17 protein-coding genes are annotated in these 15,090 nt (G+C 75.2%); 10 read left to right on the top strand and 7 right to left on the bottom strand.

Going from position 1 to position 15,090, the window contains the following annotated elements; all coding sequences use genetic code 11:
- Nucleotides 1–3: 3 nt before the first annotated feature.
- Together ACSMX9_RS12335 and ACSMX9_RS12330 are read right to left on the bottom strand one after the other, a co-directional pair.
- Nucleotides 4–1,257 carry a glycosyltransferase gene (locus ACSMX9_RS12335; protein ID WP_445402353.1) on the bottom strand — a complete coding sequence of 418 codons (1,254 nt, stop codon included), beginning with the start codon at nt 1,255–1,257 and terminating at the stop codon, nt 4–6.
- Nucleotides 1,247–2,485 (bottom strand): DUF3344 domain-containing protein, encoded by a 1,239-nt coding sequence (locus ACSMX9_RS12330; RefSeq protein WP_445402351.1) that lies wholly within the window; start codon nt 2,483–2,485, stop codon nt 1,247–1,249. Before ACSMX9_RS12330 ends, ACSMX9_RS12335 begins: the two co-directional genes overlap by 11 nt.
- Nucleotides 2,486–2,824: 339 nt before the next feature.
- Between ACSMX9_RS12330 and ACSMX9_RS12325 the strand changes: the two genes are divergently transcribed.
- From ACSMX9_RS12325 to ACSMX9_RS12300, 6 genes are all read left to right on the top strand, one after another.
- The gene (locus tag ACSMX9_RS12325; protein WP_351238065.1) at nt 2,825–3,064 is read left to right on the top strand and encodes a chaplin; all 240 of its coding nucleotides are present in this window, start codon (nt 2,825–2,827) and stop codon (nt 3,062–3,064) included.
- A gap of 153 nt (nt 3,065–3,217) precedes the next feature.
- On the top strand, nt 3,218–3,766 hold the full coding sequence (locus tag ACSMX9_RS12320) for a hypothetical protein (protein WP_445402349.1): 549 nt from the start codon (nt 3,218–3,220) through the stop codon (nt 3,764–3,766).
- Between the two features lie 402 nt (nt 3,767–4,168).
- Nucleotides 4,169–4,450: a hypothetical protein gene (locus ACSMX9_RS12315; RefSeq protein WP_351238069.1), complete on the top strand. Its 282-nt coding sequence runs from the start codon at nt 4,169–4,171 to the stop codon at nt 4,448–4,450.
- 171 nt (nt 4,451–4,621) lie between these two features.
- Nucleotides 4,622–5,125, top strand: a complete 504-nt coding sequence (locus ACSMX9_RS12310) for a DUF5949 family protein (protein WP_445402347.1) — start codon at nt 4,622–4,624, stop codon at nt 5,123–5,125.
- Between the two features lie 143 nt (nt 5,126–5,268).
- Nucleotides 5,269–5,688: a tyrosinase family oxidase copper chaperone gene (locus ACSMX9_RS12305; RefSeq protein WP_366115258.1), complete on the top strand. Its 420-nt coding sequence runs from the start codon at nt 5,269–5,271 to the stop codon at nt 5,686–5,688.
- A 32-nt stretch (nt 5,689–5,720) separates the two neighbouring features.
- Nucleotides 5,721–6,587, top strand: coding sequence for a tyrosinase family protein (locus ACSMX9_RS12300; RefSeq protein WP_445402345.1), 867 nt, complete (start codon nt 5,721–5,723; stop codon nt 6,585–6,587).
- Nucleotides 6,588–6,702: 115 nt separating this feature from the next.
- Here ACSMX9_RS12300 and ACSMX9_RS12295 read toward each other — a convergent pair whose 3' ends face one another.
- Complete coding sequence (locus tag ACSMX9_RS12295) at nt 6,703–6,966, bottom strand: chaplin (RefSeq protein WP_445402343.1); 264 nt, start codon at nt 6,964–6,966, stop codon at nt 6,703–6,705.
- A 251-nt stretch (nt 6,967–7,217) separates the two neighbouring features.
- Between ACSMX9_RS12295 and ACSMX9_RS12290 the strand changes: the two genes are divergently transcribed.
- Complete coding sequence (locus ACSMX9_RS12290; protein WP_445402341.1) at nt 7,218–7,688, top strand: hemerythrin domain-containing protein; 471 nt, start codon at nt 7,218–7,220, stop codon at nt 7,686–7,688.
- A gap of 41 nt (nt 7,689–7,729) precedes the next feature.
- Here the strand turns inward: ACSMX9_RS12290 and ACSMX9_RS12285 are convergent, their stop codons facing one another.
- The 3 genes from ACSMX9_RS12285 to ACSMX9_RS12275 form a co-directional block, all read right to left on the bottom strand.
- A complete protein-coding gene (locus tag ACSMX9_RS12285; RefSeq protein ID WP_445402970.1) occupies nt 7,730–9,676 on the bottom strand; it encodes an ABC transporter permease in 1,947 nt (648 codons plus the stop codon).
- A 98-nt stretch (nt 9,677–9,774) separates the two neighbouring features.
- On the bottom strand, nt 9,775–10,611 hold the full coding sequence (modA, locus tag ACSMX9_RS12280) for a molybdate ABC transporter substrate-binding protein (protein ID WP_445402339.1): 837 nt from the start codon (nt 10,609–10,611) through the stop codon (nt 9,775–9,777).
- A 60-nt stretch (nt 10,612–10,671) separates the two neighbouring features.
- The gene (locus ACSMX9_RS12275; RefSeq protein ID WP_351238085.1) at nt 10,672–11,070 is read right to left on the bottom strand and encodes a TOBE domain-containing protein; all 399 of its coding nucleotides are present in this window, start codon (nt 11,068–11,070) and stop codon (nt 10,672–10,674) included.
- A gap of 165 nt (nt 11,071–11,235) precedes the next feature.
- Between ACSMX9_RS12275 and ACSMX9_RS12270 the strand changes: the two genes are divergently transcribed.
- On the top strand, nt 11,236–12,075 hold the full coding sequence (locus tag ACSMX9_RS12270; RefSeq protein WP_445402337.1) for an NAD(P)H-binding protein: 840 nt from the start codon (nt 11,236–11,238) through the stop codon (nt 12,073–12,075).
- A 43-nt stretch (nt 12,076–12,118) separates the two neighbouring features.
- On the opposite strand, the gene ACSMX9_RS12265 is transcribed toward ACSMX9_RS12270, so the two are convergent.
- Nucleotides 12,119–12,619 carry a GNAT family N-acetyltransferase gene (locus ACSMX9_RS12265; protein ID WP_445402335.1) on the bottom strand — a complete coding sequence of 167 codons (501 nt, stop codon included), beginning with the start codon at nt 12,617–12,619 and terminating at the stop codon, nt 12,119–12,121.
- Nucleotides 12,620–12,785: 166 nt separating this feature from the next.
- On the opposite strand from ACSMX9_RS12265, the gene ACSMX9_RS12260 reads away from it, so the two are divergent.
- Both ACSMX9_RS12260 and ACSMX9_RS12255 read left to right on the top strand, forming a co-directional pair.
- Entirely contained in the window at nt 12,786–13,712 is a 927-nt protein-coding gene (locus ACSMX9_RS12260) for a hypothetical protein (RefSeq protein ID WP_445402333.1), read from the top strand.
- Between the two features lie 140 nt (nt 13,713–13,852).
- Nucleotides 13,853–15,040, top strand: a complete 1,188-nt coding sequence (locus ACSMX9_RS12255; RefSeq protein ID WP_445402331.1) for a serine hydrolase domain-containing protein — start codon at nt 13,853–13,855, stop codon at nt 15,038–15,040.
- Nucleotides 15,041–15,090: the final 50 nt, after the last annotated feature.

Below are 15,090 nucleotides of genomic sequence, written 5' to 3'. Positions count from 1 at the left end.
CGGTCACGAGGTGATGGACTCCCTGCACTGGGTGCGCTCCGTGCCGAGCAGCCCGCGGTACACGGCCGCGACGGCTTCGGCGGAGTGCCGCACATCGTGGGTGGTGAGGACGTGCCGGCGCCCCGCACGGCCGAGCGCCGCGCGCCGGTCCGCGTCGAGCAGCAGTCCGACCGTCGCGCGCGCCAGCGCACCGGGGTCCTCGGCGGGCACCAGGCAGTGCGGGGCGTGACCGGGCGGCAGGCTCTCCCGTGCGCCGTCCACCTCGGTCAGCAGCACCGGGCGCCCGCAGGACAGCGCCTCCAGCGGGGCCAGGGCCATGCCCTCCCAACGGGAGGGCAGGACGACCAGGTCGGCGGCCCGGTACCAGGGGCGGGGGTCGTCCACGGCCCCCGCGAAGAGCACCTGCGCGGGGGCGGCGGCCCGGAGCGCGGCCGCGGTCGGTCCGTCCCCCACCAGGGCCAACCGGGCCCCGGGAACGGCCCGGAGGACCTCCGGCCAGGCCCGGAGCAGCAGGTCCTGCCCCTTCTGGTGGCACAGCCGGGCGACGCAGACCACGAGCGGAACGTCCGGGGGGACGTCCGCGAGCGCGGGGAGCGCACGGCGCACCTCCCGGGCGCTGTGGGGTGCGGGCGCCGCGTCGGCGGAGACGGGCGCGGCGCCCGCACCCCGGACGGGAGCGTCCTCCTCCGCGGGGCGGTGGTGGAGGGTGTCCACCCCGTTGGGCACCACGACCCACCGGCCCCGCACCCCGGCCGCCGCGCCCCGCCGGCGTTCCGCCTCGCTGACGCAGACGATCCGGTGCGCCCAGCGCGCCCCGTACCGCTCCCACCGCAGGCTCAGGGCGCCCAGCGGCCCGTCGACGGCCTCGAAGGACCAGGCGTGCGGCTGGAACACGGTCGGCACCCGCCCCCGCACCGCGAGCCGGGCCACCAGCCCGGCCTTGGCGCTGTGCGCATGCACCAGGTCGGGTCGCACCGCGCGCAACACCCGTGCCAGGGAGCGCACTTCGCCGGCCAGTCCGGGGCCGGGGGAACGGCTGGCGGCCCACTCCAGGTGGCTGGCGCCGGCCCGGACCGCCGCCGCGGCCAGCGGGCCGCCGGCCGGGCAGGCCACCGCGGTGCGCACCGCGTCCGGTCCCGAGGCGTGGGCCCGCACCAGGTCGGTGACCACCCGGGCCACCCCGCCCGCCACCGGCTGGACCACGTGCAGCACCAGCGGGGGCCGTCCCCCGCCGGGGCGGGCCCGGTCAGCGGGCATCGGCGTCGGTGTCGACCGCGGCGAACAGGACCCCGGCCCAGGCCACGTCCTTCTCCGCGGTCAGCCGCAGGTCGAGCCGTCCGCCGCCGGCGGAGACCGCCTTGCCGAGGTCGAACACGTCCGAGTCGTAGCCGAGGGTGCCCGCGTACGAGGGGTCCCGCTCGCTCTGCGCGCCGGGTTCGCCCACGGTCGAGTTGAGCACGTCCCCGTCCGGGTTGCGGGTGTCCGTCAGCGCGGTGCCGGCCCGCCGGCCCACCGAGACGGTCAGGGCGTCCCCGGTGGTCCCGGCGTCGCCGTTGTACGCCACGAACCCGACCGTGCCCCCGCCGCCGGCCGGCACGGTCGCCCCGTCCAGCCGGACCGCAGCCTCGTGGCGCCCTTCGCCGAGGTACGCGAAGCCGTCCCACAGGGCGAGTTGGCGCAGCGGCTCGCTCTGCTTCTCGTAGGCGACGACCAGCGTCCAGCCCCCCCAGGCCCCGGCCCCGGAGTCGCCCATCGCCACGTTCACCTGTCCGACCGTCCACGCGCCGGAGCCGCCGGCGCGCACCTGGGCGGTCACGTCCGCGGACGCCTGGTACGCGTCCGCGCCGCCCGCGGTGCGGTGGCCGACCACGCTGTCGGCGAGGACCTGCTTGTACCTGCCCTCGGGTTCGGCGAGCAGCACCCGGTCGTTGTCGCGCGGCGGCTTCTGCTCGCCGACCCGCAGGTTGCCGCCCCAGTACAGCCGGGCGTACGAGACCTTCGCCCCGCTGGGCACGCGCAGTTCGGCGCGGCTGGAGTTGTAGGTGTTGTCGTCGGTGTCGACGTCCGCGTAGAACATGTCGAAGCCGTCGTTGGTGGCGGTCTTCCGGCCCGCGCGGGCGTCCGCGCAGGACACCGGAGTCCCGTCGGTCGTGGTGGAGGACTCGTCGGCGCGGCAGGTGATCGACACGTTCGCGGCGCGGGTGATGCCGCCGTGCTGCACGGCGTGGAACCGCTGGGCGAACGGCACCCGCTCGGCCTCCTCGGCGTAGGAGCCGCGGGCCGGCGAGGCCGGCGGGGCGGTGGGCACCGAAGCGGGCAGCGCCGGCACGGGGGCCCCCTCGCCGTGGTCGGTGGGCGCCGCGCCGTGGACGAGCGGGGCGCCGGCGAGGCCGCCCGCCGTGGCCAGGACGCAGAGGGAAAGGACACCCGCCGTCATCCGGGGCGGGCCGAGCCGTCGCAGAACGGAAGCGAAGGAATTGCGCATGACCGGGATTGCCCTTTCGGGAGACAAAGCAGTGGAAACCCGTCGGGGGAAGTATGACCATCGCACTTCATTAGCGTGTGATGCTCGCGGGCGATTCGGCCGAGCTGTCGAAGGCGGCCACTCTAATCGCCGAGCCTATTTGCTGCTCATACCGCGGAAATCCGTGTGTCGGACGAATGGGTATCGAGAACGCGTTCGGCACCCCTTCGGGTGGCGGAATCCGAACCGGCCCGGAGATCACCCCTTCGGGTGCGGAACCCGGGGCGGTGTCGGGCGTTGGTCCATGGGCCGGGCGGCCCGCCCGGTGCGTCACCCAACGACCTAGGAGCAGTACTTCTCATGTCGCGTACCGCGAAGGCCCTCGTCCTGTCCACCGTCGCCGCCGCGGCCGTCGCCGGCTCCGCAGGCATCGCCAGCGCCAGCGCCGGTGCCCAGGGCGCCGCCGTGGGGTCCCCCGGTGTGCTCTCGGGCAACGTCGTCCAGGTGCCGGTCCACATCCCGGTGAACGTCTGTGGCAACACCATCGACGTGGTCGGCATCCTCAACCCCGCGTTCGGCAACACCTGCGTCAACGGCTGACGTTCCGACGCTCCACGAGCCGCCCGCCCCGCACCGGGGGCGGGCGGCTCGTCCGCGTCCGGAGGGTGACCCGAACGGTCACCGCACGGTTGCGACCCGGTGCGGGGGATTCGACGGTGGGGGAGTTCCAGCCCCCCAGGAAAGGGAATCCTCATGCGCGCTCTCCTCGCGCGACGCCTCGGGACCACCGCACTCTGCGCCGGCCTCCTCGTCGGCGCCGCCGCCCCCGCCTTCGCCTCGCCCGCGGCGGACGCCTCCGACCGGGCGGCACCGAGCAGTCAGGTGCCCGACAACGACAAGGACACCGCCGCGGGTGCCCTCCAGGGCGCCGTGGACGCGCTGGTCGCAGCGGCCCTGGCCGGTGACGACGCCGGGTTCGCCAGTCAGGTGACGACCCTCGTCGAACGGGCCGCCGGGCAGGTGCTCGACGGTCTGCCGCAAGGCGACTCCGTCCCGTCGGTCCCCGGCACCGGAACCGTCCCGTCGGTCCCGGGCGCTCCCACCGTCCCCGGGGCGCCGACCGTTCCCGGGGCGCCGACCGCGCCGACGATCCCCGGCGTGCCGACGGTCCCGGGGACCCAGACGGTGCCGTCCCTCCCCGGCGTGCCGACGATCCCGGGGTTCCCGACGGTCCCCGGCGCCTCGACGCTGCCCGTCACCCCGCTGATCCCGGCGGCCCCGGCCGTCGCCGCGCCGGACTGACCTGCGGCACCCGGTCCGCCGGGGTCGGCCCGCTCCGGGTCGACCCCGGCGGCCTTTTCGCGCTCGCGCGCCGGGACGGAACGCGCCCGGGGCGCGCTCCGGGCGCACCGCGGGAATTCCCGCGGGAATACGGGAAAGGGGTGCCGGACGCGCCGTCCCGGAGCTTCGGTGGCGGGGGCACGGAGATCCCCCGAAGAGAGGGGATTATTCTTCATACAAAAATACCTACGAAGGGATTTTCGGCTCCGCACGTCCCGGCGCTCCGGCGGACCGAAACCCCTTCGGGTGGGGGTTGTGGAGAATCCGCGCGCCGGGGGTTTCCGGGGCGGACGGAGGTCGTTAGTCAACGCAGTAGTACGCCTTCCCACCGGTGGCCCACAGGTCGCCGAAGAAAGGAACACGATGAAGCCCCTCAAGGCTGCCGCCGTCGTCGCCGGATCCTTCGCCCTGGTCGGCGCCGCCGCACCCGCGTTCGCCGCCGACCCGATGCCCACCAGCCTGAACGGTGCCCTGGAGGCGTTCACCAGCCAGTCCACCTTCGACGCGCGGGCCCTGCACACCAATGCGATCGACACGGAGAAGGAGGGCACCCTCATGAACAACGTGCAGAACACCGCGGACCGGTTGAACGCGCGCGGTCCCCAGGCCGGATCGCTGCTCGGCGGACTTCCGGTCGGCAAGTAGCCCCCGGCGGTCCGCGCGGCGGTGTGCGTCCCGCCCGCCGGCGCGCGGACCCGCCCCGCGCCCCGTACCGCGCTCCCGCGCGCGGTCGACCACGGGTGATCCCGTGCCCGTGTCGCTCGGACGAGTGACACGAACGTCCTGGTGCGCTCCGTATGTCGCTACGGTGCGGTGGTGACCTCAACCCCCACCGAAAAGCGCCCCTTCCACCCCGCTGAACTCGGCACCCTCGCCGTGATGGCCTGGAGCGGGGAACACCCCGACGAACAGGGCGACGTGGCCTTCCTGCTCGCCTACCCGCTCGGTGACGGCCCCGGCGGCGCCGAGGGCTCGTCGGCCGCCGTGCGCGCCCTGCTGGAGAACACCGGACTGCCCGTCGGCGGCCCCGTGGTGGACGCCACGACCCGCCCCAGCTTCCCCGTCTCCCTCCTCGTCGAGGCCGGGCAGGCCGTCGTCAACATGCCGCACCTCAACGCCCAGTGCCTCGTCCCCCCGGAGTGGCTCGCCGCCGTCCGGGACCGCGGTCACGCGTACTTCCTCTTCGCCACCCGCCCCTGGCCCCAGGGCGCGCCCGGCGTGCAGATGAGCCAGGAGACCCTGTCCGCCTTCGCCGGCGACCTGGACATGCTCGCCGGGGCCGCCCACTGCCTGCTCCCCGCCCGCAGCCTGCGGAGCTGACCGGCCGGTCCGCCCGCGATCCGCCGCCCGGACGCCGGGCGGGCGACGACGTCAGCTGTAGGCCGCTTGCCGCGCGGGGCGTGCCCTGGCGCGCGCCCCGCGCGTTGGGCAGGACGAGTCGTCGACCCGACCGGGAGGTCACCGTGCGAGGGACCCGCCGCGCCCTGCTGAGGACGCTGTTCGCCGTCGCCGTCGCGGGAGGCACCGCCGCGGCGCTCACCCCCGTCCTCACCGCGGACCGCGAGCACCGCTCCCGCGCCCCGGGCAACCCCGGGGCGCCGCGCGGCGAGGTGCTGTTCGACGAGACCTACCGGGGCCGCCGCCTCCAGGGCCGGCGCACCGCGGGCGCGGCCGGGGGCCACGCCCGCGGCGCCGCCCCGACCGCCGTCGAGGTCACCGTGGACGGACGGCCCCTGGCCCTGATGCGCCGCGCGGACGGCGGGTACCTCACGATGGTCGACCACTACGTCTCGTACCCGACCCCCCTGGCGGCGACCCGGGCCGCGGTGGACGAACTCGGATCGGCCCGCCTGGCCGCCTCGCCCGCGGTGCACGGAGCCTGACCGGAAGACCCGAACGGGAGAGGAGAACACCGGTGGTCCCCACCCGCAAGAACGTGACGAAGCTGACCAGGGCGGAGCGCAGGCGCTTCGTGGACGCGGTCCTCGCCCTCAAGCGCAAGGGCCGCTACGACGAGTTCGTCCGCGTGCACATCGACTACTACGTGTCCGACGGCGACCACCGGCGCCGGGTCGCCCACATGGCCCCCTCGTTCCTGCCCTGGCACCGCAAGTTCCTGCTGGAGTTCGAACGCGCGCTCCAGCAGGAGGCGCCCGGGGTCACCGTTCCGTACTGGGACTGGACGGCGGCGCGCTCGCCGGTCGCCCCGCCCTGGACGGACGACCTCCTCGGCGGGACCGGACGGGGCCGTGACCGTCGGGTGGACACCGGACCCTTCGCCCGCGCCAACGGCTGGGTGGTGCGGGCGAACGTCACCGACGACGACTTCCTGGTGCGGGACCTGGGACGGCCCGCGGACCCCTTCGCACTGCCGTCCGAGGCCGAACTCGACGCGGCCATGAGGGAGTCGACGTACGACGAGGAGCCGTGGGACTCCACGGTGACCTCCGGATTCCGCAACGGGCTGGAGGGCTGGACCGGCTCCCGGTTCGGGAACGACCGCTGGCGCAACCACAACCGGGTGCACCGCTGGGTCGGCGGCACCATGCTCGGCGGGGCCTCCGTCAACGACCCGGTGTTCTGGCTGCACCACTCCTTCGTCGACCTGCTGTGGTCGCGTTGGCGCCGGGCCCATCCGGAGGGCGCCTACCAGCCGGCCGAGCCCCCCGGGTTCGGCTCGCTCCAGCGCGGGCGGATCGTGGCGCGCGGCGAACCGATGCCGCCGTGGAACGTCACCCCGGCCTCGATGGAGGGCCACGGCCGGCTCTACCGCTACGCGTGAGGGCGCGCCGGGCGCACACGCCCGGCGCGCCCTCACGCCGAAAGCCCCCGGCAGGCCGAGGAGCTGCCGGGGGCTTCGACGACGGGACCTCGGTCGCCGTGCGCGGTGGTGGTGCTCAGTAGCCGTAGCCGACCGGGCCGCCGCCGTTGACGCAGGTGTTGCCGAACGCCGGGTTCAGGATGCCGATCACGTCGATGGTGTTGCCACAGACGTTGATCGGGACGTTCAGGGGGATCTGCACGATGTTGCCGGACAGGACGCCCGGCGACCCGACGGCCGCGGCGGCGGCGTTCGAGTCGGCGGCGGCCAGACCCGCGCCGCTGAGCATCACGGCGCCCGTACCAACGGCCACGGCGACCGTCTTCGCGATGCGAGACATCACGTACTCCTTCGGTTGGGTGGTGCGATGGTTCGCGCGAGCGCCGGGGGTTGTGGCGCCGCACGCCCCCTTCAACGGCGTGGGACGGCCCGGGTCACGGTTTGTCAGCCCTTGTCCCGGGGAAGAGCGGCCGTCTGCCGGCACCGGGTAGGGTGAGGGGAGCGTCGCGTGCCGGTGGCAGACCGTGTCAGGCATGGAGGCGCCGAACCGAAGGAGGCCGACGATGCGTTCGTCGCACCCTTCGTCCTCGCGTGACTGAGCGCGAGACGACCAGGCTCGTCGCCTGGAGCCGAGAACTCCGCCGGGTGCACCACCGGCTGCGGGAAGCGTTGGCCCTGACCCGTGCCGCCCTCGCCGAGGGCACCACCGGGGAAGCGGCCACCCGTGAGCTGCTGCTGTACTGCCACGGCTTCTGCACGGCCCTCAACGGCCACCACGAGGGGGAGGACCGGACCCTGTTCCCGGCCGTCGCGGCGGCGCACCCGCACCTGCGGCCGGTGCTGCGCGCGCTGGAACAGGACCACTCCATGATCGCCCACTTGCTCGGCGGCCTCCAGGCCGCCGTCGACCGGGCCGCACCGCCCGAGGAACTCGACCAGCACCTCGAAGGCGTCGCCGCGCTCATGGAGAACCACTTCCGCTACGAGGAGCGGCAACTGCTCACCGTGCTGGAGGCCCTGGAGCTGGACGCCCGGCCGGAGGAGGTGCTGGGCCCGCTGTGAACCCGACCTGAGCACCGCCCGCCCGGGGCGGGGCCGCGGGTTCACCGGGCGACGAGGGTGACCTCGGTGGCCTTCACCCCGGTGAACACGGCGGCCCCGTCGCGCAGCCCCAGCTCCGCGGCGGCGGCCGGGGTGATCTCGGCGATCAGGTCGGGCGCCCCGGCGGAGGTCACCAGGACCCGCAGCCGTCCGCCCACCGCGGTGAGTTCGCGGACCGTGCCCGGCCACACGTTGCGGGGGCTGCCCGTCGGGCGCTCCCGGTACAGGGCCACGGCCTGCGGGGCGATCACGGCCAGTGCGTCGGTGCCCGGCGGCAGCGGCTCGGCGGCGACCACCCGGGCGCCCCCCTCGGTGCGCAGGCCGTCCGCGGTGGCGGTGCCGGGCCAGGCGTTGGCGCCCAGCATCCGGGCCACCCACGGGGAACGGGGGTGCCGGGCCACCTCGGCGGGCGAGGCGTCCTGCACCAACCGGCCGTCCACCAGCACCACCACCCGGTCGGCCAGGGACACCGCCTCCACCGGGTCGTGGGTGACGATCAGACAGACGCCGTCGAAGGCGTCCAGATGGCGGCGGAGGACGTGCCGGACCCGGCCGCGGGTCGTCTGGTCCAGCGCAGCCAGCGGCTCGTCCAGGAGCAGCAACCGGGGGCGCGCGGCCAGGGCGCGGGCCAGCGCCACGCGCCCCGCCTGACCGCCGGAGAGCTGGGTCGCCCTGCGGTGGGCGAGGTGGCCCACCCCCAGTCGGTCCAGCCACTCCTGCGCCGCGCGCAGCGCCTCGGCGCGCGGCACGCCGTGCGCGCGGGGTCCGTACGCGGTGTTGGCGAGGGCGGACAGATGCGGGAACAGCGCCGGCTCCTGCGGCACCCAGGCGGTGTCGCGGCGGTGCGGGGGCGCGTCGGCGAGGTCCGCGCCGCCGAGCTGGAGACGGGCGGCGGTGGCCTGGGCGGGCAGTCCCAGCAGGGCGCGCAGCAGGGTCGACTTGCCGGCGCCGTTGGGGCCCACGACGGCCAGGGTGGTGCCGCCGGGGGCGGCCAGCACCAGTTCGGTGAAGCCGGTGAGGCGGGCGTCCAGGGCGGCTGCGACCGGCTCCCGGCGCCTCCCCGCCCCGAGGGCGCCAGGCGGCTGGGTCCCGTGCGCCGGCGCGTCACCGCCGCCGGCCTCCCCCGCGCCCACGGGGTCCGCGGGCGTGGGCTCCGAGCGCACGCGCCGGGCGCGGGCGTCCCGCGCGGGGACGGCGCCCGTCCACCGGCCGCGCAGCGCGACCAGGACGGCCAGGGCGACGAGGAGCAGCAGCAGGGACACCGAGGTCGCCGCCCCGGGGTCGTTCTGGAGCAGCAGGTAGACCTGGAGCGGCAGGGTCTGGGTGGTGCCCGGCAGATTGCCCGCGAAGGTGATCGTGGCTCCGAACTCGCCGAGCGCCCGGGCCCAGGTCAGTGCCGCGCCGGCGGCCAGCCCGGGGGCGACCATCGGCAGGGTGACCGTGCGGAACACCCGCCACGGGCCGGCGCCCAGCGAGGCGGCGGCCTCCTCGTAGCGGGTGTGCAGCGCCGCGAGGGTGCCCTCCAGGCTGATCACCAGGAACGGCATCGACACGAACGCCGCCGCGACCACCGCGCCGGCGGTGTGGAACGGCAGCACGATCCCGAACCAGTCCTCCAGCCACGGCCCGAGCAGCCCGCGGCGCCCGAAGCCGAGCAGCAGGGCGACCCCGCCGACGGTCGGCGGCAGCACCATCGGCAGCAGCACCAGCGACCGGACCAGTGCCTTCCCCCGGAACGGGACCCGGGCCAGCAGCCAGGCGAGCGGCACCCCCAGCAGCAGCGACAGCCCCAGTGCGCACGAGGAGACCACCAGCGAGAGCTTCAACGCGGTGAGCGACCCGGGTGCGGTCAGATGGGCGCCCAGCTCGTGCCACGGGGTGCGGGCGAGCACCCCGAGCAGCGGGACCAGCAGGAAGGCCACGGCGAGCAGCGCCGGCAGCGCCAGCACCCACGGCACCCGTCCGCCGGCGCCCGGGACCCGTTCCGTCCCGCGCGGCCGGTTCGTCCGGGCGGTCGGGGCGGGTCGGGCCGGCGGGTCGGGTCGGGTCACGGCTGCTGGAAGCCCGCGTCCCGCAGGATCTTCTGCGCGGCCGGGGAGGACAGCCACTCCACGAACGCCTGTGCGGCGGGGGTGTCGGAGGAGTCCTTCAGCACGGCCGCAGGGTACTGGGCGACGGCGTTCTGCGCGTCCGGGACGGCGACCGCGTCGACCTCGTCGGGCGCGGTGGCGGCGTCCGTCTCGTAGACGATGCCCGCGTCGGCCTCGCCGAGTTCCACCTTGCTGAGCACGGCGCGCACGTTCGGTTCCTCGGAGACCGGCTGCACGGCGACCTCCTGCCCGTCGAGGACCTGCCGGCTGTAGCGGCCCACCGGCACCTCCGGAGCGGCGAGCACCACCTTCAGCTTCGGGTCGGCGAGGTCCTTCAGCCCGTCGACGCGCTCGGGGTTGCCCTCGGGCACGGCGATGACCAGGCGGTTCTTCGCGATGACGGTCGGGGTGCCGGTGTCGGCGCGCAGCCCGTCCATGGTCGTGGTGTCGGCGGTGACGATCGCGTCGGCGGGGGCGCCCTGGCGGACCTGGGCGGCGAGTTCCTGTGACCCGGCGAAGGAGAAGGTGAGGGCGACCCCGGGGTGGGTCCTCTCGTACGTGCTCTCCACCGTCTCGAAGACGTCCGTGAGGGAGGCTGCGGCGAGCACGGTGAGCTTCGCGGAGGTCGCGGGGCCCTTGCCGCTCGCCGTGCCCGGGGCGTCCGCGGGTTCGTCCTCGCTGCCGCAGGCGGTGAGCAGGGGCACCAGCAAGGCGACGGCGGTCACGACGAGCGCCCCGTTGCGCGTCAGGGCGCGCCGCGGGCGGAGGTGCGGGGCGCGTACGGCGCGGGACATCGGGACTCCTCGGATGCGGTCAGGAACGTTCAGGGTCGTGCGGGTCCGTGCGGGGTGCGTTCAGGCACGGTCGATGTGGACGTTGGTGGACTTGACCCGGGCGGTGGCCCGGGCGCCGACCTCCAGACCCAGTTCCTCGACCGCTTCCCGGGTCACCAGGGACACCAGCCGGTGCGGGCCCGCCTGGATCTCGACCTGGGCGGCCACGTCCCCGAGCTTCACGGCAGTGACGATCCCGGGAAACGCGTTGCGGACGGAGGTGTGCGGCGCCTCCTCCTCGTCCCCGGCGCCCTGTGCGGCCAGCTCGACGGAGAACGCGGCGAGGTCCCTGCCGTCGACCATCCGCCGCCCGGCGTCGTCGCGGTGCGTGGCGACCCGCCCGGCGTCGGCCCAGCGGCGGGCGGTGTCGGGGCTGACGCCCAGGAGACGGGCGGCCTGCCCGATGGTGTACGACGGCATGTGCGCCACAGTAAGGAGCATCGGGGCGCAGATGCAACCTGACCAGATGATGGTGGCTGGTGTGTGCGGTTTCCGCCCCGCCGGGAGGTGCGCCCTAGTAACCGGAGGCGCCCTCCGCTAAGTTGGATGCGGAGGTTCGCGACGAACGGCCACGGGGGGACGGGCATGATCCTGGTGACGGGTGCGACCGGCACGGTCGGCCGACGACTGGTGCACGGACTCCGGGAAGCGGGCGTGCCCTTCCGGGCGTTGGTCCGAACCCCCGACCGGGGACGGGAATCGGGTGGTCCGTTCGTCGTGGGCGACTTCGACGACCCGCCGTCCGTCGCGGCGGCCCTGCACGGCGTCGACCGGCTGTTCCTCGACAGCGGCGGCGCCCTCCCCGTCCCCGGTCCCCAACCCGTGGTCCGGCAGCAGACCACCGTCGTCGACCTGGCGGCTGCCGCCGGCATCACCCATGTCGTCAAGGTGTCCGCCTGGCGGGCCCGCGTCCGCGCGGCGTTGAGCGTCGGCGCGCACGGGGAGATCGAACGCCACCTGGGGGCGTCCGGCCTCGCCTGGTCGAGCCTGCGCCCCACCGGCTTCATGCAGAACTTCGCCACCGGCGCCGGTGGCTTCGCCCGCCCCGAAGCGGTGGCCGGCCCCTACGGCGCGGGACGGGTGGCGTACGTCGACGCCGGTGACGTCGCCGCCTGCGCCCTCGCCCTGCTGACCGGCGCGCCGCCGGACCCGGACGCACCCGGCATCCACGAACTGACCGGTCCCGAGGCCCTGACGCACCGGGAGATCGCCGACCTGCTCGGACGGCCCTTCCACGACCTGCCGCCCGCCGAGGCCGCCGCGGACCTACGGGCCCGGGGCCTGCCCGACTGGTTCGTGGCCGATCTGCTCGCGCTCCACGCGGAGATGGCGGCCGGCGACATGGCCACGGTGAGCCCGACCGTCCACGAGCTGACGGGCCGCCCGCCGCGATCCTTCGCCGCGTACGCGGCCGGGGAGAAGTAGCCGAACCACCTTGTCCCGCAACGGAGTTCGAGGACGGGCCGGGTCACGAGGAGGTCAGTCGCCTGACCATGACCAGTTCCCCGTCCGGCTCGGCGGACGGGCCGTCGCTGTGCCGTCCGAGGCCCTCGAAGCCCTGCCGTTCGTACAGGGCGAGGGCCGCCGTGTTGCCCGGGGCCACCGACAGCCGCAGGACCTTCCGGCCCGGGTCCCGGCCCGCCCACCGCAGCACCTCCTCGACCAGCGCGTCGCCCAGCCCCCGCCCCCGGGCCCCGGGGCCCACCCACAGCGAGATCAGCTCCACCGCGTCCGGGGCGGCCGTGGGGACGCCGCTGACCATCCCGACCGGTTCGCCGTCGAGGTGGGCCACGACGTTGTGCGCACCCGGAATCTCCAAGCGACCGCGCCAGCGTTCCTCCCGGTCGCCCTCCCCCTGCCAGTCGGCCAGCGTCGCGCCGAAGACGTACGGGGCCTCGGCGAGCGCCGCGAGCCGCAGCTTCCGCCACACCGGCCAGTCGTCCGGTCTCAGAACGCGCAGTTCGATCACGGGTAGACAGTGCCCCGTCGGTAGGGGCACCGCAACCGGATTGCGGTGCGGGCGCCCGACCCCGGCCGGGGCGTCCCGGTGCCGGCCCGCCCGGGAGCGTCAGTGCCGGCCGGTACCGTGCGGCGACCCGCGCGAACCCGTGCGGCAGCACGCGGAGGAGCGGCCCGTGACATCCGAGACGGACCCGACGACCGATCCGACTCCCGGTCCGGCGGCCGGTCCGGCGGCCGATCCGGGCGCCGACCCCGGTGGCTGGGACGCCGCGCTGACGGCGGCCTTCGAGATACTGCTCGGCGGGGTGCCGACCGTCGAGCCCGGTGCCGGCTACGGGGTGTACTACGGCTCGGACTCCGTCAACGAGTTCCTGTTCCCGAGCACCTGGGCCACCACCGACGCGTTGACGGCCGGCGAGCCGAGGCGACTGCTGGCCGAGGAGGGGGAGTACCCGTTCTCCCCGAGCGCGTGGTGGTTCGACCCGAGCCGGTCGGTGTTCTGCTTCGACCCCGACCTCCTGGACGGAACGGGGCCTTGGGCCGAAGGCGGTCACAAGGGCCCCCGGCCGTTCGACGACGCCTTCGTCGCCGACGTGCGGACCGTCGCCCGGGTCGATGAGGACAGCGGTCTGGTGATGCTGTACGGCACGGAGTTGGGCCCCCTCCTCGCTCGCCACGGCGTGGACCTGACCGGCAGGCGGTCCGAGAAGCTGAACGGCTGGCTGAGCGTGGTGCTGCGCGTCAGGACCGACGGCACCCTCACCGATGCGATGCGGGCTGCCACGTTCACCGAACGCGGCCCCGCACACCTGGTGTCGGTGGACGACATGACGTACGCCCGCGCCGCCGGCGAGCCCTGGGAGGAGAAGCTGAGCGCGGTCCCGCATCCCGCGCTCCGAGACCACCTCCGCATGCTCTGCCTCAGCGAACGGGACGCCCGCACGGAGGGCGGCTTCCGCTGCGGAGCCGACGCCTGGCCGGAGACCGACCTGGCAGCGCTCGGCCACTCCCTCGTCGCGGGCTGGGGCTTCGGCGAGTCCCAGGCCGGTACGGCGGTGGTGCGCCTGCCGGGTGCGCCGGCTGCTGCCGCGCACCCCTGACCCGGGGCCCCGGGTTCCCCCTTCCGGACCATGACCGGGGGTTGCCCCCAGGACGGGTCCACGGGCTGGCCCGATGGTGCCGACCCGTGGCCGCACCTAGCGTCGGAACCGACGGTCGACGGTGATCCCCTGGGAGCAGCATGCGCACGAACGGCCCTTTCCTCAGCAGGCGTTCCGGTCTGACGGGAGCGGCGGCGACGGCGGTCACGCTGGTGGCCGCCGCTGCCGGTCCCGCCGCCCCGCTGCCCCGGTCCGGCGGCGCCCTCCAGGCCGGTGTCGACGCGATCCGGGCCACCGGCACCACGGGCGTGCTGGCGGAGGTGCGGTCACCCCGCGGTCGGACCGTCGCCCGGGCCGGGGTGGCGGACCTGGGGCACGACGGACCGGTTCCCTGGAACGCCTACTACCGGATCGGCAGCGACACCAAGACGTACACCGCCGCCCTGGTCCTCCAACTCGTGGCGGAGGGACGACTGCGCCTCACCGACACCGTCGAACGGTGGCTCCCCGGCGTGGTCCGGGGCAACGGGAACGACGGCTCCAGGATCACGGTCGCCAATCTGCTGCGCCAGACCAGCGGCCTCAACGACTACCTGTCGTCCTCGGAGGGCTCCCCGTTCACCCCCGACGCCTACCGCCGGAACCGATTCCGCCCGGGGGGCCCGCAGGAGCAGGTGACGGCCGCCCTGAGCAGGCCACCGCTCTGGACGCCGGACGCCACGGACCCCGCGGAGGAACGGCGTTGGGGGTACTCCAACACCAACTACGTCCTGGCCGGCATGATCGTGGAACGGGTGACGGGCAACCCCTGGGCGCACGAGGTCCACGAGCGGATCATCCTTCCGCTCGGGCTGCGCAACACCCTCGTCCCCGGCACTTCGTCCCATGTCCCGCGGCCCACCGCGGTGGCTTACACCCAGTTCCCGGGCACCACCGGCCTGACGGACACCACCGTCGCGTCGGCGGGCGGCGCGGACGGCTGCATCATCAGTACGCCGCACGACGTGACGGTCTTCCTCCGCGCCCTGCTGAGCGGCCGGCTGCTGGCTCCGGCGCAGGTCGCGGCCATGAAGCGGACGGTCCCGGCCCCCGACTTCGGCCCGCCGGGCACGGCTTACGGGCTGGGGCTCGCCCGGCGTCCGGGCGCGGGCGGTGCCGGCGTGTGGTTCCACGGCGGCACGCACCTGGGCGTGGTCTCGGAAACGGGGGTGACACCGGACGGTGCCACCGCGGTCGCCGCCGCCCTGTTCACCCTGCCGACCGAACCGGGCCGGGCGGACGCCCAGTCCCGGGCGGCTCGGCGGCTGGTCGACCGGGCACTGGGGTAGGGCGGCCGGGACCGGGGCGCGCACCGGCGACCCCCGGCACACGGCTCCCG

Source organism: Streptomyces sp. LE64 (assembly GCF_052606915.1).
This window is presented reverse-complemented; position numbering and strand designations above follow the sequence as displayed.

What these genes read in the sequence shown, in the direction of transcription:
- ACSMX9_RS12335 (WP_445402353.1), bottom strand. Translation starts at nt 1,257, where the DNA reads ATGCCCGCTGACCGGGCCCGCCCCGGCGGGGGACGGCCCCCGCTGGTG.
- ACSMX9_RS12330 (WP_445402351.1), bottom strand. Translation starts at nt 2,485, where the DNA reads ATGCGCAATTCCTTCGCTTCCGTTCTGCGACGGCTCGGCCCGCCCCGG.
- ACSMX9_RS12325 (WP_351238065.1), top strand. Translation starts at nt 2,825, where the DNA reads ATGTCGCGTACCGCGAAGGCCCTCGTCCTGTCCACCGTCGCCGCCGCG.
- ACSMX9_RS12320 (WP_445402349.1), top strand. Translation starts at nt 3,218, where the DNA reads ATGCGCGCTCTCCTCGCGCGACGCCTCGGGACCACCGCACTCTGCGCC.
- ACSMX9_RS12315 (WP_351238069.1), top strand. Translation starts at nt 4,169, where the DNA reads ATGAAGCCCCTCAAGGCTGCCGCCGTCGTCGCCGGATCCTTCGCCCTG.
- ACSMX9_RS12295 (WP_445402343.1), bottom strand. Translation starts at nt 6,966, where the DNA reads ATGTCTCGCATCGCGAAGACGGTCGCCGTGGCCGTTGGTACGGGCGCC.
- modA (WP_445402339.1), bottom strand. Translation starts at nt 10,611, where the DNA reads ATGTCCCGCGCCGTACGCGCCCCGCACCTCCGCCCGCGGCGCGCCCTG.
- ACSMX9_RS12275 (WP_351238085.1), bottom strand. Translation starts at nt 11,070, where the DNA reads ATGCCGTCGTACACCATCGGGCAGGCCGCCCGTCTCCTGGGCGTCAGC.
- ACSMX9_RS12270 (WP_445402337.1), top strand. Translation starts at nt 11,236, where the DNA reads ATGATCCTGGTGACGGGTGCGACCGGCACGGTCGGCCGACGACTGGTG.
- ACSMX9_RS12255 (WP_445402331.1), top strand. Translation starts at nt 13,853, where the DNA reads ATGCGCACGAACGGCCCTTTCCTCAGCAGGCGTTCCGGTCTGACGGGA.